The sequence below is a fragment of the Roseibium sp. RP-7 genome (genome assembly GCF_053005225.1).
Window position 1 is genome coordinate 3170683 of record NZ_JBRKQA010000001.1, and the last position, 22163, is coordinate 3192845.

Below are 22163 nucleotides of genomic sequence, written 5' to 3' on the forward strand. Positions count from 1 at the left end.
CAATCCGGAAAGACCGGATTATTCGCCAGCAACGGTGGCGAGATCGACCTTTACGCCCGGGCCCATCGTGGAGGACACGGCGATGCGCTTCAGGTAGGTGCCTTTTGCGCCAGTCGGCTTGGCTTTCTGAACGGCGTCCAGCAGAGCCTTGACGTTCTGGGTGATCGCTTCTTCAGAGAAGGACACCTTGCCAACGCCAGCATGAACGATACCAGCCTTTTCAACGCGGAACTGAACAGCGCCGCCCTTGGCGTCGTTGACGGCGGACTTGACGTCCGGGGTCACGGTACCAACCTTCGGGTTCGGCATCAGGCCGCGCGGGCCGAGAACCTTACCGAGACGACCGACGAGCGGCATCATGTCCGGAGTTGCAATGCAGCGATCGAAGTCGATCTTGCCGCCCTGAACTTCCTGAACCAGCTCTTCTGCACCGACGATATCGGCGCCAGCAGCCTTGGCTTCTTCGGCCTTGTCGCCGCGAGCAAACACAGCAACGCGAACGGTCTTGCCGGTGCCGTTCGGCAGGATGCACACGCCGCGGACCATCTGGTCTGCGTGACGCGGATCAACGCCGAGATTGATCGCAACTTCAACGGTTTCGTCGAACTTGGTCTTGGAACGGTCCTTCACGAGGCCGATGGCTTCGTTCAGGGAATACAGCTTGTTGCGGTCGATACCTTCACGAGCTGCCTGGATGCGCTTTCCAACCTTCGCCATGATCTTACTCCGTTACCTCGAGGCCCATGGAGCGGGCGGAGCCTTCGACCATCAGCATAGCTGCGTCGATGTCGTTGGCGTTCAGGTCCTTCATCTTGGCTTCGGCGATTTCCTTCACCTGCGCCTTGGTCACAGAACCAACCGTGCCACGGCCCGGGGTCTGGGAGCCCTTCTGCAGCTTGGCAGCTTTCTTCAGGAAGAAGCTGACCGGAGCCGTCTTCACTTCGAACGTGAAGGACTTGTCGGAGTAGTAGGTGATCACGGTCGGGCACGGTGCGCCCTTTTCAGCATCCTGCGTAGCGGCGTTGAAAGCCTTGCAGAATTCCATGATGTTCAGACCACGCTGACCGAGCGCCGGACCAATGGGCGGCGACGGAGTAGCGGAACCTGCCGGCACCTGAAGCTTCAGGAAACCTTCGATTTTTTTCGCCATGTTTCTCTCCAGTCATTAACAGCTGAATGACTCTTCAGCTGATTGGGAGTTGGTGGTTCGGCCCTGTTGGAACCCGGCGAAGAGTTCCGGAACCTTCCACCCTTTCATCCCGGATGCCGCATCCTTGTGGACACTGCGACCGGGCTCTCAAGCCACCCCTCGGGGCAGCAAACGATCAGAGCTTGTCGACCTGACCGAATTCCAATTCCACCGGCGTTGCACGGCCGAAGATGGACACGGCCACCTTCAAACGCGCACGCTCGTCGTCCACTTCCTCGACAAGGCCGGAGAAGGACGCGAACGGACCGTCGGAAACACGCACCTGCTCGCCAACCTCGAAAGTCACGGACGGCTTCGGCCGGTCCACGCCTTCCTGCACTTGGTTGATGATGCGCATTGCTTCTTTTTCCGGGATCGGCATCGGCTTCTGATCCGCGCCCAGGAACCCGGTTACCTTCGGCGTATCCTTGATGAGGTGGAAAGCCTCGTTGGTCATTTCCATCTTCACCAGGACGTAGCCCGGGAAGAACTTGCGCTCTGCATCGACCTTGCGGCCACGGCGCACTTCAACGACCTTTTCCATCGGAACGAGAATCTCTTCGAACAGGTCGGACAGACCCTTCTGCTCGGCCTTTTCGCGGATGGACTCGGCGACCTTCTTCTCGAAATTGGAGTAGGCGTGCACAATGTACCAGCGCTTGGCCATGGATCTCAGTTCCGTTTCTTGTTCTTTGTCTTCAAACCGGACAGTCGCCCGGGCGGCTGACTGAAATTAGCCGCCGACACCCAGAAGATAGCCGATCCCGAAGCCCATCAACTGATCTGCCACGAGAAAAAAGATCGCCGCGATCACAACCATGATGAAAACCATGACAGTGGTCACTGCTGTTTCTTTGCGCGTCGGCCAAGTTACCTTGGACGTTTCCGCGCGTACTTCCTGGATGAATTTAAAGGGATTGGTCTTCGCCATTCCGATTCCGGTCTGTTAAATACGAGTGGGCGCGCGAAAAACTTCGCGCGCCTCACTCGAGGAAACTCTTTAAGCCCTCGAGGCAGATTAATCAAGAGCAAATTGGCAGGGGCAGCAGGGTTCGAACCCGCGACCTACGGTTTTGGAGACCGTCGCTCTACCAGCTGAGCTATACCCCTTCAGAAGTCCGCCTGGGCGAACTTGCTCCTGATACCCTCTGAAGCCGCACATCGCAAGACTTAAGAGGCGGGACTGCCGGGCACAAGGCCCGGCAGCCCGAAATCATCTTATTCGATGATGGATGCGACGACGCCAGCGCCGACGGTACGGCCACCTTCGCGGATAGCGAAGCGCAGGCCTTCTTCCATGGCGATCGGCACGATCAGCTCAACCTCGACGGAGACGTTGTCGCCCGGCATCACCATTTCCGTGCCTTCCGGCAGGGACACCACACCGGTCACGTCCGTCGTACGGAAGTAGAACTGCGGGCGGTAGTTGGTGAAGAACGGGGTGTGACGACCACCTTCTTCCTTGGTGAGGATGTAAGCCTCGGCCTTGAACTTCGTGTGCGGGGTAACAGTACCCGGCTTGCAAAGAACCTGGCCACGCTCAACGTCTTCACGTGCAATACCGCGGATCAGCGCGCCGATGTTGTCGCCTGCTTCGCCGCTGTCCAGCAGCTTGCGGAACATTTCAACGCCGGTGACCGTGGTCTTCTGCGTGTCCTTGATGCCGACGATTTCGACTTCTTCGCCAACCTTCACGATGCCGCGCTCAACACGACCGGTTACAACCGTACCACGGCCGGAGATCGAGAAGACGTCTTCGATCGGCATCAGGAACGGAAGGTCCTTCGGACGCTCCGGGGTCGGGATGTACGCGTCGACCTGAGCCATCAGCTCACGGATCGCATCGCGGCCAATGGCCGGATCGCGGTTTTCAACGGCTGCCAGTGCAGAACCCTTGACGATCGGAATGTCGTCGCCCGGGAATTCGTAGGAAGACAGCAGTTCGCGGATTTCCATTTCGACGAGCTCGAGAAGCTCTTCGTCGTCGACCTGGTCAACCTTGTTCATGAACACGACCAGAGCCGGAACACCAACCTGGCGAGCCAGGAGGATGTGTTCGCGGGTCTGCGGCATCGGGCCGTCAGCGGCAGAACAGACCAGGATCGCGCCGTCCATCTGCGCTGCACCGGTGATCATGTTCTTGACGTAGTCGGCGTGACCAGGGCAGTCGACGTGTGCGTAGTGACGGTTTTCCGTCTCGTACTCAACGTGGGCCGTGGAGATGGTGATGCCGCGAGCCTTTTCTTCAGGCGCGCCGTCGATTTCGTCGTAAGCTTTTGCAGTCGCACCGCCGGTTTCAGCCAGCGTCATGGTGATTGCTGCGGTCAGCGTCGTCTTGCCGTGGTCAACGTGGCCAATCGTGCCAATGTTAACGTGCGGCTTGTTGCGCTCAAATTTTTCCTTCGCCATCGGCGTCGCTCTCTGTCCAATACTCGGTTCGGTCGAATTAGGTCGAGGCGGGACGCGTTCCGGCGCCTTGGACAGATCCGCGAGCGACGAATTGCTTCCCGTTGAACTTCTTGTCAGGATTTCCGGGCGAAAGAGCCTTCCGTTCCGGACACTCCGATCAGCACCCATGATGGAGCGGGTGAAGGGAATCGAACCCTCGTCGTCAGCTTGGAAGGCTGCTGCTCTACCATTGAGCTACACCCGCACAACGAGAGAACCAGGAACGATGGTGGAGGAGGTTGGATTCGAACCAACGTAGGCATAGCCAACGGATTTACAGTCCGTCCCCTTTAGCCACTCGGGCACTCCTCCATCTCGTCCTGCTTCACGCCGAAGCGATCAGGATGGCTTACCGAAGAGCCCGCCCGGAAGGGGCGAGCAATCCCGTGGCGCGTGTTATGCAGATAGGGCCCCGCCCTGTCAACGCCGATTTTGCAAAGAAATGAACAAAATCAGCAGGACGCTCGAAACAGAGGCTTCGAACGTGAGCTATTGCCAAGGCCGATGGCACCACCAGATTGCCGCAGCATGGCTGCGATGTCACGGTTCCCCTGCGTTTTGCTGAAAATCCGGCATCACGCGACCCCAGCCTGTGGACAACTTTCAACAACGCGCCCGTTCCTTTGACGAGGCCATTTGTGCCAATGCCTGCACCTGCTGCCCTTTTGAAAAACCTGTCGGACACGACTGCGCCCTTGAGCAGATTCTTTAGTTGTTGTATCTACAACAAATGTCATCTTCTCTCAAAGATATCGATTTCCAGCACATGGGCCGAACCTGCCTCGGTCACGCTGCCCGGCGCACCGCCAATCTTCTGACCCGTCATTATAATAGGCACATGGCAGCGCTTGGCCTTGAACTGACCCAGGCCCAGCTTTTGGCTGCGATAGCCGACGGATCTGCAAGTTCGGCGGCAGAGATCGCCCGTTTTCTCGGCATCGACCGATCCACGCTGGCCCGAAACCTCAATCCTTTGGAAGTTGCCGGTCTTGTAACCCGGCAAGATGGCAAAGGCCGAAAGGTTCTTCCAGTGCTGACAAAACTGGGCGAGGCAAAGGTGATTGAGATCCACCGCACCTGGCTCAAGGCACAAGAAGAAGTCAGCACATTGCTTGGCCCGGACGGCGCTGATGCCGTTCGCACCCAGATGTCCACGTTGCGCAAGGCGGTTCACATTCTGGAAAGCCAGGAAAAACCTGCCGCAGACACTGCCTCCCAATCAGAGCCCGACGAGACCACCCTTTCAGGACACCAATCATGAGCGATCCCCAGACCCTGACTGAAAACGGCAAGACCCACACTCTTGGCGCACTTCCAAAGGCAGCCTTTGCCACCATGACCGGGCTTGATATCTTCGAGCGCATGATGGCAGGTGATCTGCCTGCCCCGCCGATCATGGTACATTCCAATATCAGGATGAAGGAATTCTCCGAAGGCCGGGCCGTCTTCACTGGCCAGCCAGCGCGCGAGTTCCTGAACCCGCTCGGTACGGTCCATGGTGGCTGGATTTCGACGCTGATCGACACGGCGCTGAGCTGCGCGGTACACACCACGCTGCAGCCCGGCGAATTCTACACCACCACATCGCTCAACGTGAACATGGTTCGCCCGCTGCTTGAAACCAGCGGAGAAGTGGTTTGCGAGGGGCGGATCGTCCACCGCGGCTCCCGCCTGGCGACCTCCGAAGGCGATCTGCGGGACGCTAACGGCAAACTGATCGCCCATGGCACTGTCAGCTGCATGATCCTGAAGCCCTCTTGAGGCAATGGATATGGAACAGTCGCACTGTCTTTCCCTCTTTTCCTGACGTGGAAATCCCGGTAGAGCTGCGCCATGAGTGACGACAAGAAACCTTCGCGCCCTGCCGGCAAGCCGGGCTTTCGTGGCAACAAGAAGTTCGGTGGCAAACCTGCGCCGCGCCGTCCGGGCCTCCCCCCGGAAGGCCCGGTGCTGCTTTACGGCCTCCACACCGTTGAAGCAGCCTTTGCCAACAAGGATCGCAAGCGGCTGAAGCTGTTCGCAACGGAAAATGCCGTTCGCCGCCTCGAAGAACGTGGCGTGAAGATCGATGTCCCTATCGAATCCATGATGCCCCGCGCGCTGGACCGGATGGTGACGAAGGATGCTGTCCATCAGGGCATGATTCTGGAAGCCGATCCCCTGCCCGCTTATGGCGCCGAGCATCTGAAAGGTGCGCGGCTCGTGCTGGCACTTGACCAGGTCACGGATCCGCACAATGTCGGCGCAATCCTGCGCTCGGCTGTCGCGCTCGATGCCGATGCGGTGGTAACAACGGAACGCCATGCACCGGAAGAAGGCTCCGTTCTGGCGAAATCCGCTTCCGGTGCACTCGACATGATCAAACATGTCCGGGTGAAGAACATGGCCCGCTTCATTGCCGAGATGAAGGACGAAGGATTTTCCTGCATTGCCCTCGATAGCGATGGCCCGGCAAGTCTTGAAGAGACACCGTTCAGCGACAGGACAGTTCTGGTACTGGGCTCGGAGGGCAAAGGCGTGCGTCAGGGTGTGCGCGAAGCCTGCGGCCTGACAGCCCGCCTCGACATGCCGGGCGAGATTCGCTCGCTCAACGTTTCAAATGCCGCTGTACTGTCACTCTATGTGGCGCGGATGAAAATGGGGCTGTAAGGCCCCTCTCCTTTCACCATCCGATTCAAAGCGCCTCTCCGCGCGCTGCAGTCACGGAGCTGGCGGCAGTTCTGTTCGCCCGCGTCGCCTCCGACCGGGTCAGGCAAGGCGCCAATAGCAGACTGATACCGATCATCGGTGCCAGCACCATGAGAGCCGCCCGAATACCGAAGGCATCGGCGAGCGGTCCGATGGTGAGCGGCCCGACCAGAAAGCCAAGCAGAGCCACAAAGGAAAGCACGGCGACATTGGAAGCCGCACTTCCTCCTGGCGCTGCGGATGCCGCGGTCACTCCAAGGGGAAACGCGAGCGCTGCTCCCGATCCCAGTACTCCCAGACCGAGAAGTGCAATCGGCGCGTTTGGTGCAAGCCATATCAGGCTCAGACCAATCAGTCCGATGAGCGCAAGCACCTGCCCCAGGCGTCCTGGCGCCGCAACCTGGCGCAAGCGGTCTCCCATGAGCCGGGTCGAAGCCAGACACAGCGAAAAGATCGATATGCCCAGCCCGGCGAGGCCCGGATTGGCGGCAAAGGCATCCCGGAGATAGACCGCAGCCCAATCCGCAACGGCCCCTTCCACCAATGTCGTTCCAAAAGTGAAAAAACAGACGCCAAGCAAAACCGGATGTGGCAACCGGAAACCGCGCTGCTCGGGTTTGGTCGACTGCCCTTCGGGCGGCAAAGGCAACCGCAGGATTACAGGCAGCACCAGGGCCTGAACCAGGATCGCGATCGCGATACCGGCCAGAAGGGGCGACAGGGCAAAACCCGCCACAGCCGAGCCAATCAGCGTTCCAGACAGCAGCCCGAAGCTCCAGCAGCCGTGTGCTCTGCTCATGATCTTGTGATGGGTGCGCGTCTCGTAATCGTCAGCCAGAACGTTGAGCCCGAGTTCCAGGATGGACATCGATCCGCCGACAAGCGCGAGCGCGGCCATCAAAAGCCACTGGGTTGTCGCCATGAAGGGCAACAGCATGGCGAGAAGAAAGACCGGATAAAAGACCAGCGTGATCCGCTTGGCGCCGATCCAGCCTGCAATGCGCCCTGCGATCATCAAGGTTGTCAAAGTGCCGACCGGCGCCCCGACGAGCGCAATCGCCAACTCGCTGTTGGTCAGTCCAAGCGTGGTCTGGACACCTGGAATATGCGGCAGCCAAGCCCCGAGTGCGATCGGCTGCAGATAGAAAATGAGGCAAATGCGCTGCGCTTCAGTCATTTAAATCGATCCAATTGGCGCACATGATTTCGAGCAGAACCACATGTGTCACGGCAGATTTTCCACTGAGGGTGAAACGGAAGTGATGACGGGACCGAACAGTGTTTGGTCTATCCAGCCTGCCTTCCGGTAAAACCAGAGGAGCCCGCGCTGGAAGCGACAGGCTGATATTCAGAGTGCGCATTTATGGGTGCAAAACCCGGTTCATGCAAGCTGCCACCCCCTCTCTTCGCAGAGCCCCTTCAGCGCTTGCGAACGCTGGATTGGCGGATGCCGCAGTTGGACGTCGCCAAGCGTCCACCTTGATCAGGGGCATATCGGCTATGCGGATCAGTGCTTGATGTGCTGCGCGAGCATATTATGCCAAGGCAAGGAAATGATTCGGTTCCAGGGAACTTGCAAGATGGCCGTGCGCTGTCCCACTGAACGAACACGATGCCTCTTGATTGCGCCTACGCCACAACTGCTTCCGTCAATTTGCAGGAATGACATTGGAATCGAGACGTCGCGATACTGAATTTCTGGGTCGCAGAAACTCTGCGCACGCGAAACTATCCACAGAGACCAACCAATTTTTGAAATTATCAGAGAGGTTTAGCTGGTTTTCCGGAATCAGAATCGAAAAATGCAAATCAGGGCATGGACAAGTGCGCCCAATCTGGTAGAAGCCATCCCCGGCGCCGGTATAGCTCAGCTGGTAGAGCACGTGATTTGTAATCTCGGGGTCGCGGGTTCGAATCCTGCTGCCGGCACCATTTCCCCCATTCAGTTTGAAACTCTATTGTGTCGCTTGCCGCTGGCACTTTGCTATTGCGTGCCTCGGGCGACGCGGACCATATGTTCTCGCCACGCGTTGCAGCCACCCTGGCGCTGCATCAATGAACGCCGCAGCATCTTCTTCATCCCCTCCTGGCGCAGATCCAGTTCACTCTGGCTCCAGATCGCGTCGAATGCCGTGCCGACGGCTAGCGGTCTCAACTCGCTGTTTCTGGAAAAGACCCGCTCGCAGGCAAGATCGAATATGGCCTCGCGCTGATACTCGTCAGCCACGGACCGTGCCGCATAGAGTGCCATTTGCTGGCAATAACGCATCCAGGCGGATGCAAGGGTTTTGGCCGGTGTTTCCAGCCAGCTCGTGTGAGTGTTGCCGCCGTGGTAGAGCTTCCTGTAGAGCGGCCGGTCGAGATAAAGCATTTCTCCCTGGATCGCCTGGCGCATGATCCAGGTACTGTCGGCGAACATGTTGTCGAACCGGTTTCCGGGAACGGTCAGATCACCAAGGTTTGGTGGTGTCCGATTGACAGCCCGAAAACTGACGCCGGCATAACTCATCCCGAACACCTGCCTGACCCGCGCTTCCAGGTCTCCGCTCACGCTTTTGCTGCGGATGATGTGTTCATCCGGCCTGCCGACGGTCTGAATTGCGGTGCAAGCGCTTCCGGCAGCGGGTGTCTTTTCCAGAAGGTCCACAAGCGCGGCGTAATAGTCCGGCTCAATGGTGTCGTCTTGCGGCAGGATGGCAAAATACGGCGTCCTCACCCTTCTGATCAGCCAATTGGCGTTTTCCACCCAGCCGAGTCGTCCCCGCTGATGGTAGATACGCACGTTTGCCATGCGCCGGAACGGTTCGAAGGTTTCCCGTTCGAAACCGCCATCATTGGACATGACAACACGAAAGTCGCGAAAGCTCTGCTCCTGCACCGACGCAAGCACCCGTTCCAGAAACCCGTTCGGCCGGTAGGCAGGAATACAGATTGTCAGACGAGGCCGTTTCCATGGCCATATTGCAGGAAACTTCATGAGGCGATGACTTGATGAACCCGGCTTGAAGATGCCAGCGCGTCCGCCGCTTCAAGCGCGAACATCGGTGCGGTCGTGTATTTGCCCGGATCAAGGCTGCAATAACCATCCGCCAGGATGCTGGGGCCTATTCTGCTGCGCTTGTGCAGATCGCTTACGCGATCGTCGATATCACTTGCACCCCTTGCGTCGATAACTCCGCCGATCAACGGTGCTTCGTCCGTCTCGGGAAAGCGCAGGAACTCAGCTAACTTCGGATAATAGGCTGCAAGTGCGGCAACGGAACTGCGCACAATTTCGGCCTTTCGGGAAGAAGCGATCTCTGGGTGCGGAAGCAAAAGGTCGCGTGTGCTGGCGAGCATCATTGACGGATACCAGGACAGATACACCCGGCCTGACTCATACCGCACGACATCTCCGTATCGCCCCAACATGAGCGTGACATTCACCAGATCTTCGACAACATCCGGCAGCAGCACTGCCATTTTGTAGCGCAGGAACCACGAGGCATCATCAGCAAAGCCGCTGGAATGATCAAGAAAGCGGCGCTGCTCCCAGGCCGCGTTGAGCACCCGGTCAAATGGTCCGTCAGAACGATGTTCACCAACCACTTGCCATCCGGACCGGCTTGTCTCGAAACGCGTCACCCTGTGATTGGACCGGAATTCGATTCGCGGGTGAGAAAGAACCGCTGCGCGCAGTGAAGCAGCAATGGCTCGCGTGTCGACGGATCGTTCCGGCGTTCCGAAGGCCGCCTCGATCTTGCCAGCGTCAGAGCCATAAGGATGGGAGGTCAGGCGCCGGAAGGCTGGTAGATCCACTTCGCCGAGGTAGTCTGCATTTGGTGCCGCTAGCCGCTCGCGGAAGATATCCTGCACCAGCACAAAGTGCTGTTCTACCGCACCCGCGGAAAGCTGAGACCCCTCGGGAACGGCATAATCGAATGGTTGCGTTACGGAAGAAGCGAACAGGTCCTGCGCCATCCACCGGCACACGATGGACCGAAACTGAAGCGCGCCGTCGATCATGCGCCGCGCGGTCAGACCTGAACTGTCCCCGCCGTAAACGAACCCGAGATGGATCTTGCCTTCGTTGACCAGCGACGCCGCAGTCAGCGGTTCTGCCCCGGCATCGTAAAGCACGACGCGGTTACCGCGATCAGCAAGCTCCAGAGCTGCGATCGAGCCGGCAATGCCGGCCCCCACAATCGCCATGTCCCGGCACGATTTCATCCAAGAACGACCGAAATCATGTTTCCCCACACCTGTTCCGGAACGGGTTCTCTTACCTCAAGCGCAGCAAACCGACCAGTGGAACAGATACATTATCGGTCGTCATTCCACGTCGCCGATGTATTTTGCCTGGTTGATCAGCTCCTGGCATTTTGCTTCGTTGCCTGCGTGCCGTTCCTTGTTCGCTTCCTGGAGCAGTGCGCGCATCTTCTCTGCAACAGTGATGTCGATACCCTCCCTCTCGGAGTGGGTAACGGCATTTTCAACCTTGTCGATGTCCGCCTGACAGTCGGCAAGTGCACCGTTGGTAGCGGCCAGCATCAGCCCTGCGGCCAGAAGACCTCCGGCAAGCGGATTGCGATTGCATCTCATGTCATTCTCCCTTTCGGACAGGCTGGTCGTCGATCGCGGCGAGACGCCTCAATGGCGACCAGGCATTCACTGCATGCGGTGATGCAGATCCATCATGATCCAGAGACTGCCGCCGACCATGATGAAAATGAGCACCGCGGCAAAGGCCAGAAAGAACAGGTTTTCGACCGGGGTGGATTTCAGGTCGATGTGTAGAAAAAAGACCAGGTGAACGATCACCTGCAGAACCGCGGCAACAGCGATGACGAAATATACGGCACTGCCTGTGAGCAGTCCGCCCCAGACCAGGGCGAAGGGAATTGCCGTCAGCACAACTGCAAGCACAAACCCGGTGAGATAGGTAGACAGGCTGCGTTCAGCGGAATGGTTCATATGTGCCCCCTATAGAACGCCCGGCAGATAGACCGCCGAAAAGATCCCGATCCAGACAATATCGAGAAAATGCCAGAATAGCCCGAGCCGCATCAACCGGGAACGAACCGGCGGCGTCAGGCCCTTGACCATGATCTGGCCAATCATAACCACGATCCCGAGTGCCCCGAACGCAACGTGCAGTCCGTGTGTACCCACCAGCGTGAAGAAAGCAGACAGGAAGCCGCTTACTTCCGGCCCCGCACCTTTTTCGATCATGCCGGCAAATTCACTCAGCTCCATTGCCAGAAACGCGAAGCCGAGCAGCAAGGTCACAAAGAGCCATTGGACCACGCGGCCCTTCTGGTCATTCATCAGCGCAATGCTCGCCATCCCGAACGTCAGGCTGGAGACCAGCAGCAAGCCGGTTTCAACGGCAGTCCTGCTGAGATCGAAGAGCTCTTTTGACGTCGGACCGGCTGCGGAATTTTCCGAAAGGACAGCGTAGGTCGCAAACAACAGCGCGAAGATGACCGCGTCGGTCATCAGATAGATCCAGAACCCGAACTCCCTGGAATGAAGGGAGTGCTTCTCTTCCTCTTCAAGGATGGTTGCAGCAGACATCGGCCCCTCCCTCAAACCGTTCCGGACAACGGTGCGCCAGAGGCGGCACCGCGCGGCACAAAATCGCGCATGTCGTGCAGGTCGGCCGGCGAGATCTGACCGAGGCGTTCACGCTCGATCCGGGCGACTTCTGCTGCCGGCAACACGAATTCGCTGTTGTCGTCGGACGCCCGGATACCAACACATACGAGAGACAGCATGAAGCTCAGGGCGACGAGCCACCAGATGTACCAGATGAAGGCAAAACCGAGCACAAAGGCCAGCGCACCAAGCACCGGGCCGATCCAGGTGTTTTTCGGCATGACGATGTCTTCGTAATGCTGCGGCGGCTGATAGGCCTCCCCCCGGATCTTCATGTCGTGGAACGCGTCGATGTCGGTCACCTCGGGCAGAACCGCGAAGTTATAGGCAGCTGGCGGAGAGGACGTCGCCCATTCCAGGGTACGTCCGTTCCACGGGTCCCCCGTGATGTCCCTGGCGGATCCCCATTTTCTGGCTGAAACGTAAAGCTGGATGGCGATACAGGCGATGCCGCACAGGACGAACAGAGCCCCGATCGCAGCGACGATCAGATAGGGTTGCCAGGTGGGGTCGGCATAATGCTCCATCCGCCGGCTCATGCCCTTGAAGCCAAGGACGTAGAGCGGCATGAAGGCGAGATAGAAACCGATGATCCAGCACCAGAAGGACCGCATGCCCCATTTGGCGTCAAGCTTGAAACCGAAGGCTTTGGGGAACCAGTAGTTCATGCCGGCGAAATAACCGAAAAGAGCGCCCGGGATCAGCATGTTGTGGAAGTGCGCCACCAGGAAGGTGGAATTGTGCATCAGGTAGTCGGCGGGCGGCAGGGCCAGCAGCACCCCGGTCACGCCACCGATGACGAAGGTCACCATGAAGCCGATGGTGTAGACCATGGACGTGTGAAACTCGATCCGGCCCTTGTACATGGTGAACAGCCAGTCGAAGATCTTCACCCCCGTCGGCACCGCGATGATCATCGTTGCGATGCCGAATATGGCATTCACATTGGCAGACGAGCCCATCGTGAAGAAGTGGTGCAGCCAGACTGTGAACGACAGCAGCGCGATACAGGCGGTCGCATAGACCAGTGAAGTGTAACCGAATAGCCGCTTGCGCGAGAATGTCGCCACCACTTCGGAAAAGATACCGAAGGCCGGCAAGATCAGGATGTAGACCTCAGGATGACCCCAGATCCACAGCAGGTTGGCAAACATCATCATGTTGCCGCCGTCACCGTTGGTGAAGAAATGGAAGCCAAGCGTGCGATCGAGTGTCAACTGACCGGCGACCACCGTCAGCGCCGGAAAGGCAAAGGCAATCAGGATGGAAATGCACAGTGTCGTCCAGGTGAACATCGGCATGCGCATGAAAGTCATGCCCGGGCAGCGGTTCTTGACGATGGTCACGATGAAGTTGATGCCTGAAAGCGTACTGCCCACCCCGCTGATGATCAGCGCCCATAGCCAGTAGTCGACCCCCACGCCCGGACTGTATTCAGCCCCGGAGTATGGCGGATACCCGGTCCAGCCGGCTTGAGAGAACTTGCCGACCACAAGCGATATCAGCACCAGCCCGGCACCGGCTGCCGTCATCCAGAGGCTGACGGAATTCAGGAACGGAAAGGCGACATCCCGCGCGCCGATCTGTTGCGGCACGATGATGTTGATGAGCCCGGTCAGGAACGGCATGGCCACGAAAAAGATCATGATCGTGCCGTGGGAGGAGAAAATCTGCTCGAAATGCTCCGGCGGGAGGTAACCTTCGCTGTTCAGGGAAACCGCCTGTTGCGCCCGCATCATGAGGGCATCGACAAACCCGCGCACCAGCATCACCAGAGCCAGCACCACATACATGATGCCGATCTTCTTGTGATCGACGCTGGTCAGCCAGTCTGTCCAGAGAACTTTCCATGCGCGCAGCCAGGTGATCAGCAGAAACACGGCAATGCCGCCGCCAACGGTTACTGCCGCCCCACCCATGGCCACCCAGGAATAGAACGGCAGGGCCTCAATCGTAAGACGTCCCAGCATCAAACAGCCCCCCGGCAGATGAGTTCGGCGGCCTTGCTTTCGTAAGGGCCGACAATCGGCGCGTATTTGCGCAGGATGATCGAAAAGAGATCCGTCTCGTAAGACGAATAATGCCGGACTGGATCGGCAACGCTCTGCTTGTGCAGGTCCATATACGTCTTGGCGTCCAGCACATCAGCGGATCCTGTTGCCTTTTCCTTCCAGGCGGCGAAATCCGCTTCGTTCATGGCATGAGCCTTGAAGTGCTGGTCGGAAAAACCATCGCCGGAATACATTGTGTTGCGGCCGTTGAAGGTGCCTGGACCATCTGCGATCAGGTTAAGTTCGGAGCGCATGCCCGCCATGGCGTAGATCTGGCCACCAAGTGCGGGGATCATCAGCGAATTCATGACCGTGTCGGAAGTGATCTCGATGGTCAGCGGCCTGTCTGCGGGAAAGGCCAGTTCATTCACGCTGGCCGTGCCGAGTTCCGGGTATAAGAACAGCCATTTCCAGTCGAGCGCGACGGCCTGCACCTTGAAAGCCGGCTTGTCGGACGCCAGGGCCTTGTAAGGGTCAAGTCTGTGGGTCGCATCCCAGACAATGGTTCCGATGACAATCACAATCGCAGCTGGAACCAGCCAGACCACGGCTTCAATGCCCCAGGAACCATCCCACTCGGGCGCATAATCCGCGGTGTTGCCATTGCGCTTGCGATATCGCCAGGCGAACAGCAGCGTTAGTATGATCGCGGGAATGGCGACGATCATCATGATGCCGAATGCCGTGAACAGCAGATCCCGTTCCGCCAACGCGATAGGCCCTTTCGGGAAGAGCACCGGCGCATCGGAAAGCGCACAACCTTGTAACAACGGGAAAAGGCATACGAGGCCGACCGTCGCGGCAGACCTCAAGGCAATACGGACCCTTAGTCCGGCAATCCGATCAACCATGGCACCCCCGTTGAAAAATGGATAGGGACTGTCTGTTTGCAACACTTGTGGCGGCGCGCCCGCCAGGAACGATATGCTTTACTTTTGAAAAGCCTAGCCGAGCCCGCGCGGCATTGAAAGAGCGAAAGTTGCAGAAGCCGGAAGACACCAGCAAACAGGTTAGCCGGACAAGTCGAGCAACGCCTGCAGCATGAGGTTCGCCCCCTTCTCGATATCCGACCAGTCGCTGTGTTCTTCGGGAGCATGGCTTATGCCGGCCCGGCTGGGAACGAAGATCAGCCCGGAAGGGCAGAAAGACTGCATTGTCTGGGCATCGTGACCGGCTCCGGAAGGCATACGCCGCGCCGGTAATTCGTTGCGTTCGGCAAGGTCGGCGAGCTTGTCGGCAAGCTCGCCATCCAGCGAAACCGGTGACAACCAGCTCCTCTCGGTCTTGTTCAATTTCAGTCGGTGCCGGTTGGCGACAATGTCGGCGCTTTCCAGAAAACGCGATTTCAGCCCCACCATTATCTCTTCCGACGTGTCACGCAGAATCACCGAAAAGACTGCGCGACCTGGAATCGTGTGGGGATGGTTCGGCGAAAGTTCGACATGACCAATTGTAAACCGGCTCTGGTCGGTGCCGTGCATCTGGATCAGATCCGGAATCGTCCCGGCAAGCTCGGAAAGCCCGGCAAATGCATCCGCCCGCAGATGCATGGGTGTTGTCCCGGAATGATTGGCGATTCCCGTCAGTTCTAACTCCAGATAACAGACACCGGAAACCTCCTCGGCGATGCCGATGGGAAATTCTTCGGCTTCAAGAACCGGCCCCTGCTCGATATGGAGTTCCAGAAAGGCATTTATCGAACCGGCCGGCCGGGCTGCTTTCAGGATGTCCATCGGCTCGAGACCCAGACTGTTCATGGCATCGCGCAGCCGGATCCCGTCGGCATCAATGGCCTGCTCGATCCATGCCGGAGTGATCGCCCCGGATATGGCCTGTGAGCCGAGCATGCCCCCGAAACGGCCCTCTTCTTCGGAAGTCGCGGCAACTTCGATCGCTGTCCGGGGCGTTATTCCGGCATCCTTCATCGTTCGCACGCATTCCAGCGCAACACAGGCGCCGAGCGCTCCGTCAAAAGCACCGCCATTGACCACGGTGTCGAGATGCGATCCGGCCATGACGCACGGCCCGTCCTCAGGTCCATACCGGCCAAACAGGTTGAGTGCGCCGTCTCTCCACACCTGCAGATCGTCGGCCTTCATCTGTGCCTCGAACCAATCCCTGCACTCCAGATCGACCCGAGTGAAGCCTGGTCGCGTGTAGCCGCCGGTTTCAGGAACAAAGCCGAAGCGATTCACTCCGTTGAGAAGCGTTTTGAGACGCTCCGGGTCGATACGGATTGCGTGCTGCGGCATCCTTGTTTCCCCCTTATTTATCAGCGCTTAAGCGTTTATCTGGCATCGAGAGCACAACCCTCGAGCGAAAATAAATATGAAATAATTATTGCAGCATTGCAATTAATCATGATTAATTATTCGTCAGAAACAACGAGGGGAATGGTCATGAAAAGATTCCTAGCCGCGGCTTTCGCCTCGGCCTTCCTCGCCTTTGCACCCCAGGTGCAGGCGCAAACTCCGCCCAATGTTCTGGTTGTCGGCCAGATCGCGGAACCAAAGTCACTCGACCCGCACGCCGTCACCGCGGTCAACGATTTCCGCATTCTGGTGAACTTGTATGACGGACTTGTGCGCTACAAGGACGGCACCCTGGAAGTCGAACCGTCCCTTGCCGAAAGCTGGACCATTTCGGAAGACGGCAAGACCTACACGTTCAAGCTGCGTGAAGGCATCAAGTTCCACGACGGTTCCCCCTTCAACGCGGAAGCGGTGAAGTTCAACTTCGACCGTATGCTGAACGAGGAAAACCCTTATCACGATACGGGTCCCTTCCCGCTCGCGTTCTTCTTCTCCACCGTTGAGGACGTGGTCGTCGACAACGAAACCACCGTCACCTTCAACCTCAGTGCCCCTTACGCGCCGTTCCTGTCGAACCTTGCCTATCCGACGGGTCTGATTGTCTCGCCCGAGGCCGTCAAGCAATACGGCAAGGATTTCGGCCGCAATCCGTCCGGTACCGGCGCCTACAAGTTTGCCGAATGGGAAGCCAACGCCAAGGTGGTTGCCGTCAAGAACGAAGACTACTGGGATGGCGCTCCGGACCTGGAAGCGTTGATCTACCGTCCGATCACCGACGCCAACACAAGGATCGCCGAAATGCTCTCCGGCGGACTGGACGTGATGGTTGAAGTCCCGCCGGACAGCCTGCAGCAGTTCAAGGACGATTCAACGTTCAAGGTGCTGGAACAGGCCGGACCTCACGTCTGGTTCCTGATCCTGAACACCCGCGAAGCACCGTTTGACGTCAAGGCCGCGCGCCAGGCCGCCAACTACGCCATCAACAAGAAGGCGCTGGTGGAAAACATCCTGCAAGGTACGGCCGACGTCGCAGCAGGGCCGACACCTCCTGCCTTTGCCTGGGCATACAACGAGAGCCTGGAGCCCTATCCCTACGATCCGGAAAAGGCCAAGGAACTCCTGAAGGAAGCTGAATACGCCGGACAGGAAGTGACTTTCTATGTCACCGAAGGCGGCTCCGGCATGCTCGACCCGGTTGCCATGGGCACGGCCATCCAGGCCGATCTCCAGGCCGTCGGCATGAAGGTCAAGATCGAGACCTATGAATGGAACACCTTCCTCGGCAAGGTGAACCCGGGTCTGCAAGGCAAGGCTTCCATGGCGGAAATGGCCTGGATGACCAATGACCCGGACACGCTTCCGTTCCTGGCCCTGCGCACCGAAGCGATGCCCGAACAGGGCGGGTTCAACTCCGGCTACTATTCCAACGCCAAGGTGGACGAGCTTCTGGAAAATGCCCGCGAGGAAACCAACCAGGAAGAACGTGCAAGGCTCTACAAGGAAATGCAGGAAATCGTCCAGGAGGACGCCCCCTGGGTCTTCGTTGCCAACTGGAAACAGAATGCCGTCACCAAGGCATCGGTTGAAGACTTCAAGCTGCAACCGTCCTTCTTCCTGATGCTTCAGGATGTCAAGAAGCCTCAATAAGACGACACGTCTCCCGGCGGACCTTGAACGGTTCGCCGGGATTTTCGTATTCGGACCTGCACGCAGCAAGTGCCGAAGGAAACGTAAAGGCGCACCCCGGCGACACAACACTCCCTCATCCTGAGGAAGCGCAAGGCGCTGTCTCGAAGGATGGGCCACTTGCTCCGGAGTGTGCCGCCCATCCTTCGAGACGCGCATAAATGCGCTCCTCAGGATGAGGTTGCGGAGGCGGCGAGGCTTCAGGAAATGGCCGGCCGCACTCAGAAAGAGGGAGAGACCATTGGCTTCCTATATCGCCAAGCGTCTGCTGGCTGCCATCCCGGTCCTGTTCGGGCTGACGATCATCGTCTTCCTGATCATGGCGATGATCCCGGGAGACCCGGCAACTGCCATTCTCGGCTCCTACGCGACACCGGAAAATGTCGCCAAGCTCAACCGCGATCTCGGCCTCGACAAAACCCTGTTCGAGCAATACGTCATCTGGATCGGCAACCTGTTCCAGGGTGATCTCGGCCGCTCCTACACGCTCAATCGTCCGGTGCTGGATGAAGTGATGGAGCGCTTTTCAGCAACCCTCATTCTGGCCGGAACCTCGCTCATCCTGTGCTCGATCTTCGGCCTTCTTGCCGGTATTGTCTCTGCCGTCCGTCAGTACGGCTGGGCGGACAAGATCATCACGCTGCTCGTTCTGATCGGTATCTCGACCCCGTCTTTCTGGCTCGGCCTGCTGCTGATCCTGGTCTTTGCCGTCAATCTGCGCCTGTTTCCGGCGTCCGGCATGTACGCGATCTATGGTGGCGGCGACTTGCCCGACCTGATCCATCACCTCACCCTGCCTGCGCTGACGCTTTCGGTGGTCGCGACTGGTGTCATCGCCCGGTTGACACGCACCGCCATGCTGGAAGTGCTGCGTCAGGACTATATCCGCACCGCCCGCGCCAAGGGCCTGTCGGAACGCAAGGTCATCTATAAGCACGCATTCAAGTCGGCCCTCGTCGGCGTGGTGCCGGTCATCGGCATCCAGGCCGGCTTTGTCATCGGCGGTGCTGTCTATATCGAGACGGTGTTCCAGTGGCCGGGCATCGGATCCATGCTCGTGACCGCCATTTCCACCCGCGATCTGCTGCTGGTCCAGGGCGGGGTTCTGGTGGTCGCCGCCGCCTATGTTCTCTTCAATCTGCTCGCAGACGTGGTGCAGACCATTCTTGATCCGAGGTTGCGCTGATGAGTGACACGACCATGAGCGCCCCTTCCAAGGAGAAGGCAAAGTCCTCGCGCCCAGGAACACTTGCGCTGCTGCTCAACAATTCGCTGGCAACCAGCGGCCTTGTCGTTCTGGTGCTGATCTGTCTTATCGCTCTGGCAGCGCCGATCCTGCCGCTGGCGAACCCGGACGTTACCGCCCCGGCAGACCGACTTCTGCCGGTCCTTACCGAAGGACACCTGCTTGGCACCGATCACTTGGGCAGGGACATCCTTTCGCGGCTGATCTGGGGGACACGCATATCGCTTGCCGTCGGTCTGTCGGCAACAATAATCGCTGCCTTCTTCGGCTCGCTTCTGGGACTGGTCGCCGGATACGCAGGCGGGCGAACGGACACTCTGATCATGCGCGGCATCGATATGGTGATGGCGTTTCCCTACATTCTGTTGGCACTGGCCATCGTCGCCGTGCTCGGCCCTGGGCTGCTCAACGCGCTTTACGCCATCGCGCTCGTCAACATACCGTTCTTTGCCCGCAACATTCGCGGTATTACGCTCGGGCTATCCCGAAGAGAGTTTGTTGATGCGGCACGGCTGTCCGGCAAGTCGCCGGTACAAATCCTGTTTCTGGAAATTCTGCCTAACGTCTTGCCGGTCATCGTCATCACCATGTCGACGACCGTCGGCTGGATGATCCTCGAAACGGCCGGCCTGTCCTTCCTCGGCCTGGGTGCCCAGCCGCCACAGGCAGACCTTGGCTCCATGCTGGGTGAAGGCCGCAAGATCCTCTTCACTGCGCCGCATGTCTCCATCATTCCGGGCCTGATGATCTTTGCGCTGGTCATGAGTATCAACCTCTTCGGCGACGGTGTTCGCGATATCCTCGACCCGCGCCTGCGTGCCGGGTCCCTCACCCGGCCGGTCTCACGAACAGCGGTGCATCGCAAGGCAGACGAGATCCCCGCGCCTTCGGAAAAGGGCGGTGTGCTGGACGTCCGTCAGATGCGCACCGAATTCCAGATCGGCAGCTCCGTTTACAAGGCAGTCGGCGGTGTTGATCTGAACCTGAAAGAGGGCGAATGCCTGGGTGTGGTCGGAGAATCCGGATCCGGCAAGTCGGTAACAGCCATGTCCATCATGGGCCTTGTGCCGACACCACCCGGCCGGATTGCCGGCGGCGCCGCCTATCTCGACGGCGAAGATCTTTTTGCGGCAAGCGACCGGCGTATCCGGGACCTCAGAGGCGGTTCGGTTGCCTATGTCTTCCAGGATCCGCTGTCGACGCTGCACCCGCTCTTCACCGTTGGCGATCAGTTGACGGAAGCTATCACCACCCACCAGCCCGTGTCCGGCTCGAAAGCCCGGGAGAAGGCCGTTGAACTGCTTTCACTTGTGCGGATCCCGAATGCGAAGGAACGATTGTCCGCCTACCCGCACGAGCTTTCCGGTGGCATGCGCCAAAGGGTCTGCATTGCCATGGCGCTCGCCAACGATGCCAAGGTGCTGATTGCGGACGAGCCGACCACCGCGCTCGACGTCACCGTGCAATCGCAAATCCTGACGCTGATGAACGGCCTGCGACGCGAACGGAACGCTGCAATCCTTTTCATCACCCATGATTTCGGCGTTGTCTCCGCCCTTTGTGACCGTGTTGCGGTGATGTATGCGGGCCGTATCGTTGAAACAGGAACGACGGAAGATGTTCTGGCGAACCCGCGTCATCCCTACACCGCCAAGCTGATCGAATGCGTGCCGGTTCTGGGCGAACCGGACCGTCGTCTGGATGCAATCGAGGGCCGCCCGCCCGTGGTAAACAACCTGCCGGACGGTTGCGCCTTTGCCGAGCGGTGTCCGCACGCACAGGCCTCCTGCCGGACCGGCGAGATCAACCTTGAGATGTCTTCCGAAACCCGCGGTGTGCGCTGCCTCTTTCCGCTGAATTCCGGAGCGACCGCATGAACGAGATAAGCCAGAACCACATGGACAGCGAAGCGCTTCTGACCATTCAGGATGTCGAGCGCATTTTCGGCGGCGGTCGGAAGCTCTTTGGCGGTCATCTTCCCGCCGTGCACGCGGTTCAGGGTCTCAGTCTCGATGTAAAGAAGGGAGAGACCCTGGGTGTCGTCGGAGAGTCCGGCTGCGGCAAGTCCACCCTCGCGCGCCTCGTCGTCGGTCTCGATCTACCGACTTCCGGCTCGATCACCTTCAACGGTGAGGATCTTGCGGCACTGGCAAAAAAGGACCGCAACGCTCTCGCCCGCAAGGTTCAATATGTCTTTCAGGATCCGGTTGCCTCGCTCAATCCGCGCAAGACCATCAGGACCATCCTGGAAGCGCCGCTCAAGCACCTGACAAACCTGAATTCCGATGGTCGCGAGAAGCGCCTTGCCGAACTGTTGCAGGCGGTCAACCTGGCGCCGGAGTTCCTGGAACGCTACCCGCATGAATTCTCCGGCGGCCAGGCGCAGCGGATCGGCATTGCGCGGGCCCTTGCGGCCGGGCCGGAGCTGATCGTGCTTGATGAGCCCGTGTCTGCCCTCGATGTGTCGGTGCAAGCCCAGGTGCTGAACCTGCTGGACAAGCTGAAGGACGACTTCGGCCTCACCTACATCTTCATCAGCCACGATCTTTCCGTGGTGGAAAGTGTCAGCGACCGCGTGGCGGTGATGTACTTCGGCCGGATGGCCGAACTGGGTCCAGCCAGAGAAATCTTCCGCAAGCCGCTACATCCCTATACGGATCTGCTAATGCGCTCCGCGCCCGCCCCCGGGCGGCACGACCTGATGTCCGAAGACGCCTCTGCCGAATTGCCGGATCCCTACAATCCCCCTGAAGGCTGCGCCTTTGCCGCGCGCTGTGCCTACCGCACGGATATCTGCGTTGCCGGCAAACCGTCACCAGACGAGGCCAAAGGCGGCAACAATCACGTTGCGGCTTGCTATCACCCACTCGGGAAGGCATAGGCTCCCCAAAAAACAAGGCAATGCA

The 22163-nt window shown here is 58.8% G+C and carries 21 protein-coding genes and 4 tRNA genes; 8 read left to right on the plus strand and 17 right to left on the minus strand.

What is annotated here, in order from left to right; translation table 11 throughout:
* Window positions 1–18 precede the first annotated feature (18 nt).
* The 8 genes from rplA to ACVDG9_RS14350 all read right to left on the minus strand — a co-directional run bounded on the left by rplA (window position 19) and on the right by ACVDG9_RS14350 (window position 3949).
* Window positions 19–717 (minus strand): 50S ribosomal protein L1, encoded by a 699-nt coding sequence (gene rplA, locus ACVDG9_RS14315; RefSeq protein ID WP_055654723.1) that lies wholly within the window; start codon window positions 715–717, stop codon window positions 19–21.
* Between the two features lie 4 nt (window positions 718–721).
* Window positions 722–1150, minus strand: coding sequence for a 50S ribosomal protein L11 (gene rplK / locus ACVDG9_RS14320; RefSeq protein WP_023001581.1), 429 nt, complete (start codon window positions 1148–1150; stop codon window positions 722–724).
* Between the two features lie 175 nt (window positions 1151–1325).
* A complete protein-coding gene (gene nusG / locus ACVDG9_RS14325; protein WP_006936469.1) occupies window positions 1326–1856 on the minus strand; it encodes a transcription termination/antitermination protein NusG in 531 nt (176 codons plus the stop codon).
* Between the two features lie 66 nt (window positions 1857–1922).
* Entirely contained in the window at window positions 1923–2120 is a 198-nt protein-coding gene (gene secE / locus ACVDG9_RS14330) for a preprotein translocase subunit SecE (protein WP_006936470.1), read from the minus strand.
* Window positions 2121–2223: 103 nt separating this feature from the next.
* A tRNA-Trp gene (locus ACVDG9_RS14335) sits at window positions 2224–2299 on the minus strand.
* Between the two features lie 108 nt (window positions 2300–2407).
* Window positions 2408–3598, minus strand: coding sequence for an elongation factor Tu (gene tuf / locus ACVDG9_RS14340; protein ID WP_006936456.1), 1191 nt, complete (start codon window positions 3596–3598; stop codon window positions 2408–2410).
* A gap of 170 nt (window positions 3599–3768) precedes the next feature.
* Window positions 3769–3842, minus strand: a tRNA-Gly gene (locus tag ACVDG9_RS14345).
* Between the two features lie 22 nt (window positions 3843–3864).
* Window positions 3865–3949: transfer RNA gene (locus tag ACVDG9_RS14350), tRNA-Tyr, on the minus strand.
* Between the two features lie 418 nt (window positions 3950–4367).
* Here ACVDG9_RS14350 and ACVDG9_RS14355 point away from each other — a divergent pair.
* The 3 genes from ACVDG9_RS14355 to ACVDG9_RS14365 all read left to right on the plus strand — a co-directional run bounded on the left by ACVDG9_RS14355 (window position 4368) and on the right by ACVDG9_RS14365 (window position 6286).
* A complete protein-coding gene (locus ACVDG9_RS14355; protein WP_447238248.1) occupies window positions 4368–4898 on the plus strand; it encodes a MarR family winged helix-turn-helix transcriptional regulator in 531 nt (176 codons plus the stop codon).
* The gene (locus ACVDG9_RS14360) at window positions 4895–5398 is read left to right on the plus strand and encodes a PaaI family thioesterase (RefSeq protein WP_055654727.1); all 504 of its coding nucleotides are present in this window, start codon (window positions 4895–4897) and stop codon (window positions 5396–5398) included. The genes ACVDG9_RS14355 and ACVDG9_RS14360 overlap by 4 nt, the downstream gene beginning before the upstream one ends.
* A 72-nt stretch (window positions 5399–5470) precedes the next feature.
* The gene (locus ACVDG9_RS14365; RefSeq protein ID WP_447238249.1) at window positions 5471–6286 is read left to right on the plus strand and encodes a TrmH family RNA methyltransferase; all 816 of its coding nucleotides are present in this window, start codon (window positions 5471–5473) and stop codon (window positions 6284–6286) included.
* 25 nt (window positions 6287–6311) lie between these two features.
* Here the strand turns inward: ACVDG9_RS14365 and ACVDG9_RS14370 are convergent, their stop codons facing one another.
* Window positions 6312–7502 carry an MFS transporter gene (locus ACVDG9_RS14370; protein WP_447238250.1) on the minus strand — a complete coding sequence of 397 codons (1191 nt, stop codon included), beginning with the start codon at window positions 7500–7502 and terminating at the stop codon, window positions 6312–6314.
* Window positions 7503–8181: 679 nt separating this feature from the next.
* Between ACVDG9_RS14370 and ACVDG9_RS14375 the strand changes: the two genes are divergently transcribed.
* A tRNA-Thr gene (locus ACVDG9_RS14375) sits at window positions 8182–8257 on the plus strand.
* A 52-nt stretch (window positions 8258–8309) separates the two neighbouring features.
* On the opposite strand, the gene ACVDG9_RS14380 is transcribed toward ACVDG9_RS14375, so the two are convergent.
* The 8 genes from ACVDG9_RS14380 to ACVDG9_RS14415 all read right to left on the minus strand — a co-directional run bounded on the left by ACVDG9_RS14380 (window position 8310) and on the right by ACVDG9_RS14415 (window position 16265).
* Window positions 8310–9302 (minus strand): glycosyltransferase family 2 protein, encoded by a 993-nt coding sequence (locus ACVDG9_RS14380; protein ID WP_447238251.1) that lies wholly within the window; start codon window positions 9300–9302, stop codon window positions 8310–8312.
* Window positions 9299–10516: an FAD-dependent oxidoreductase gene (locus ACVDG9_RS14385; RefSeq protein WP_447238252.1), complete on the minus strand. Its 1218-nt coding sequence runs from the start codon at window positions 10514–10516 to the stop codon at window positions 9299–9301. The genes ACVDG9_RS14380 and ACVDG9_RS14385 overlap by 4 nt, the downstream gene beginning before the upstream one ends.
* Window positions 10517–10636: 120 nt before the next feature.
* On the minus strand, window positions 10637–10906 hold the full coding sequence (locus ACVDG9_RS14390) for a hypothetical protein (protein ID WP_447238253.1): 270 nt from the start codon (window positions 10904–10906) through the stop codon (window positions 10637–10639).
* A 66-nt stretch (window positions 10907–10972) separates the two neighbouring features.
* Window positions 10973–11278 (minus strand): cytochrome o ubiquinol oxidase subunit IV, encoded by a 306-nt coding sequence (cyoD, locus tag ACVDG9_RS14395; protein WP_023001144.1) that lies wholly within the window; start codon window positions 11276–11278, stop codon window positions 10973–10975.
* A 9-nt stretch (window positions 11279–11287) separates the two neighbouring features.
* A complete protein-coding gene (cyoC, locus tag ACVDG9_RS14400) occupies window positions 11288–11881 on the minus strand; it encodes a cytochrome o ubiquinol oxidase subunit III (protein ID WP_023001143.1) in 594 nt (197 codons plus the stop codon).
* A gap of 11 nt (window positions 11882–11892) precedes the next feature.
* Entirely contained in the window at window positions 11893–13932 is a 2040-nt protein-coding gene (gene cyoB, locus ACVDG9_RS14405) for a cytochrome o ubiquinol oxidase subunit I (RefSeq protein WP_447238254.1), read from the minus strand.
* On the minus strand, window positions 13932–14864 hold the full coding sequence (cyoA, locus tag ACVDG9_RS14410) for a ubiquinol oxidase subunit II (protein ID WP_447238255.1): 933 nt from the start codon (window positions 14862–14864) through the stop codon (window positions 13932–13934). The genes cyoB and cyoA overlap by 1 nt, the downstream gene beginning before the upstream one ends.
* A gap of 159 nt (window positions 14865–15023) precedes the next feature.
* The gene (locus ACVDG9_RS14415) at window positions 15024–16265 is read right to left on the minus strand and encodes a Zn-dependent hydrolase (protein ID WP_447238256.1); all 1242 of its coding nucleotides are present in this window, start codon (window positions 16263–16265) and stop codon (window positions 15024–15026) included.
* Between the two features lie 147 nt (window positions 16266–16412).
* On the opposite strand from ACVDG9_RS14415, the gene ACVDG9_RS14420 reads away from it, so the two are divergent.
* The 4 genes from ACVDG9_RS14420 (at window position 16413) to ACVDG9_RS14435 (ending at window position 22138) form a co-directional block, all read left to right on the plus strand.
* Window positions 16413–17972 (plus strand): ABC transporter substrate-binding protein, encoded by a 1560-nt coding sequence (locus ACVDG9_RS14420; RefSeq protein ID WP_035908743.1) that lies wholly within the window; start codon window positions 16413–16415, stop codon window positions 17970–17972.
* A gap of 280 nt (window positions 17973–18252) precedes the next feature.
* Entirely contained in the window at window positions 18253–19197 is a 945-nt protein-coding gene (locus ACVDG9_RS14425; protein WP_023001138.1) for an ABC transporter permease, read from the plus strand.
* Window positions 19197–21134 (plus strand): dipeptide/oligopeptide/nickel ABC transporter permease/ATP-binding protein, encoded by a 1938-nt coding sequence (locus tag ACVDG9_RS14430; protein WP_447238257.1) that lies wholly within the window; start codon window positions 19197–19199, stop codon window positions 21132–21134. The genes ACVDG9_RS14425 and ACVDG9_RS14430 overlap by 1 nt, the downstream gene beginning before the upstream one ends.
* Window positions 21131–22138 (plus strand): ABC transporter ATP-binding protein, encoded by a 1008-nt coding sequence (locus ACVDG9_RS14435; protein WP_447238258.1) that lies wholly within the window; start codon window positions 21131–21133, stop codon window positions 22136–22138. The genes ACVDG9_RS14430 and ACVDG9_RS14435 overlap by 4 nt, the downstream gene beginning before the upstream one ends.
* Window positions 22139–22163 lie beyond the last annotated feature (25 nt).

Coding starts and splice junctions, on each gene's coding strand:
- rplA (WP_055654723.1), bottom strand. CDS start 717: ATGGCGAAGGTTGGAAAGCGCATCCAGGCAGCTCGTGAAGGTATCGAC.
- rplK (WP_023001581.1), bottom strand. CDS start 1,150: ATGGCGAAAAAAATCGAAGGTTTCCTGAAGCTTCAGGTGCCGGCAGGT.
- nusG (WP_006936469.1), bottom strand. CDS start 1,856: ATGGCCAAGCGCTGGTACATTGTGCACGCCTACTCCAATTTCGAGAAG.
- secE (WP_006936470.1), bottom strand. CDS start 2,120: ATGGCGAAGACCAATCCCTTTAAATTCATCCAGGAAGTACGCGCGGAA.
- tuf (WP_006936456.1), bottom strand. CDS start 3,598: ATGGCGAAGGAAAAATTTGAGCGCAACAAGCCGCACGTTAACATTGGC.
- ACVDG9_RS14355 (WP_447238248.1), top strand. CDS start 4,368: ATGTCATCTTCTCTCAAAGATATCGATTTCCAGCACATGGGCCGAACC.
- ACVDG9_RS14360 (WP_055654727.1), top strand. CDS start 4,895: ATGAGCGATCCCCAGACCCTGACTGAAAACGGCAAGACCCACACTCTT.
- ACVDG9_RS14365 (WP_447238249.1), top strand. CDS start 5,471: ATGAGTGACGACAAGAAACCTTCGCGCCCTGCCGGCAAGCCGGGCTTT.
- ACVDG9_RS14370 (WP_447238250.1), bottom strand. CDS start 7,502: ATGACTGAAGCGCAGCGCATTTGCCTCATTTTCTATCTGCAGCCGATC.
- ACVDG9_RS14380 (WP_447238251.1), bottom strand. CDS start 9,302: ATGAAGTTTCCTGCAATATGGCCATGGAAACGGCCTCGTCTGACAATC.
- ACVDG9_RS14385 (WP_447238252.1), bottom strand. CDS start 10,516: ATGGCGATTGTGGGGGCCGGCATTGCCGGCTCGATCGCAGCTCTGGAG.
- ACVDG9_RS14390 (WP_447238253.1), bottom strand. CDS start 10,906: ATGAGATGCAATCGCAATCCGCTTGCCGGAGGTCTTCTGGCCGCAGGG.
- cyoD (WP_023001144.1), bottom strand. CDS start 11,278: ATGAACCATTCCGCTGAACGCAGCCTGTCTACCTATCTCACCGGGTTT.
- cyoC (WP_023001143.1), bottom strand. CDS start 11,881: ATGTCTGCTGCAACCATCCTTGAAGAGGAAGAGAAGCACTCCCTTCAT.
- cyoB (WP_447238254.1), bottom strand. CDS start 13,932: ATGCTGGGACGTCTTACGATTGAGGCCCTGCCGTTCTATTCCTGGGTG.
- cyoA (WP_447238255.1), bottom strand. CDS start 14,864: ATGGTTGATCGGATTGCCGGACTAAGGGTCCGTATTGCCTTGAGGTCT.
- ACVDG9_RS14415 (WP_447238256.1), bottom strand. CDS start 16,265: ATGCCGCAGCACGCAATCCGTATCGACCCGGAGCGTCTCAAAACGCTT.
- ACVDG9_RS14420 (WP_035908743.1), top strand. CDS start 16,413: ATGAAAAGATTCCTAGCCGCGGCTTTCGCCTCGGCCTTCCTCGCCTTT.
- ACVDG9_RS14430 (WP_447238257.1), top strand. CDS start 19,197: ATGAGTGACACGACCATGAGCGCCCCTTCCAAGGAGAAGGCAAAGTCC.
- ACVDG9_RS14435 (WP_447238258.1), top strand. CDS start 21,131: ATGAACGAGATAAGCCAGAACCACATGGACAGCGAAGCGCTTCTGACC.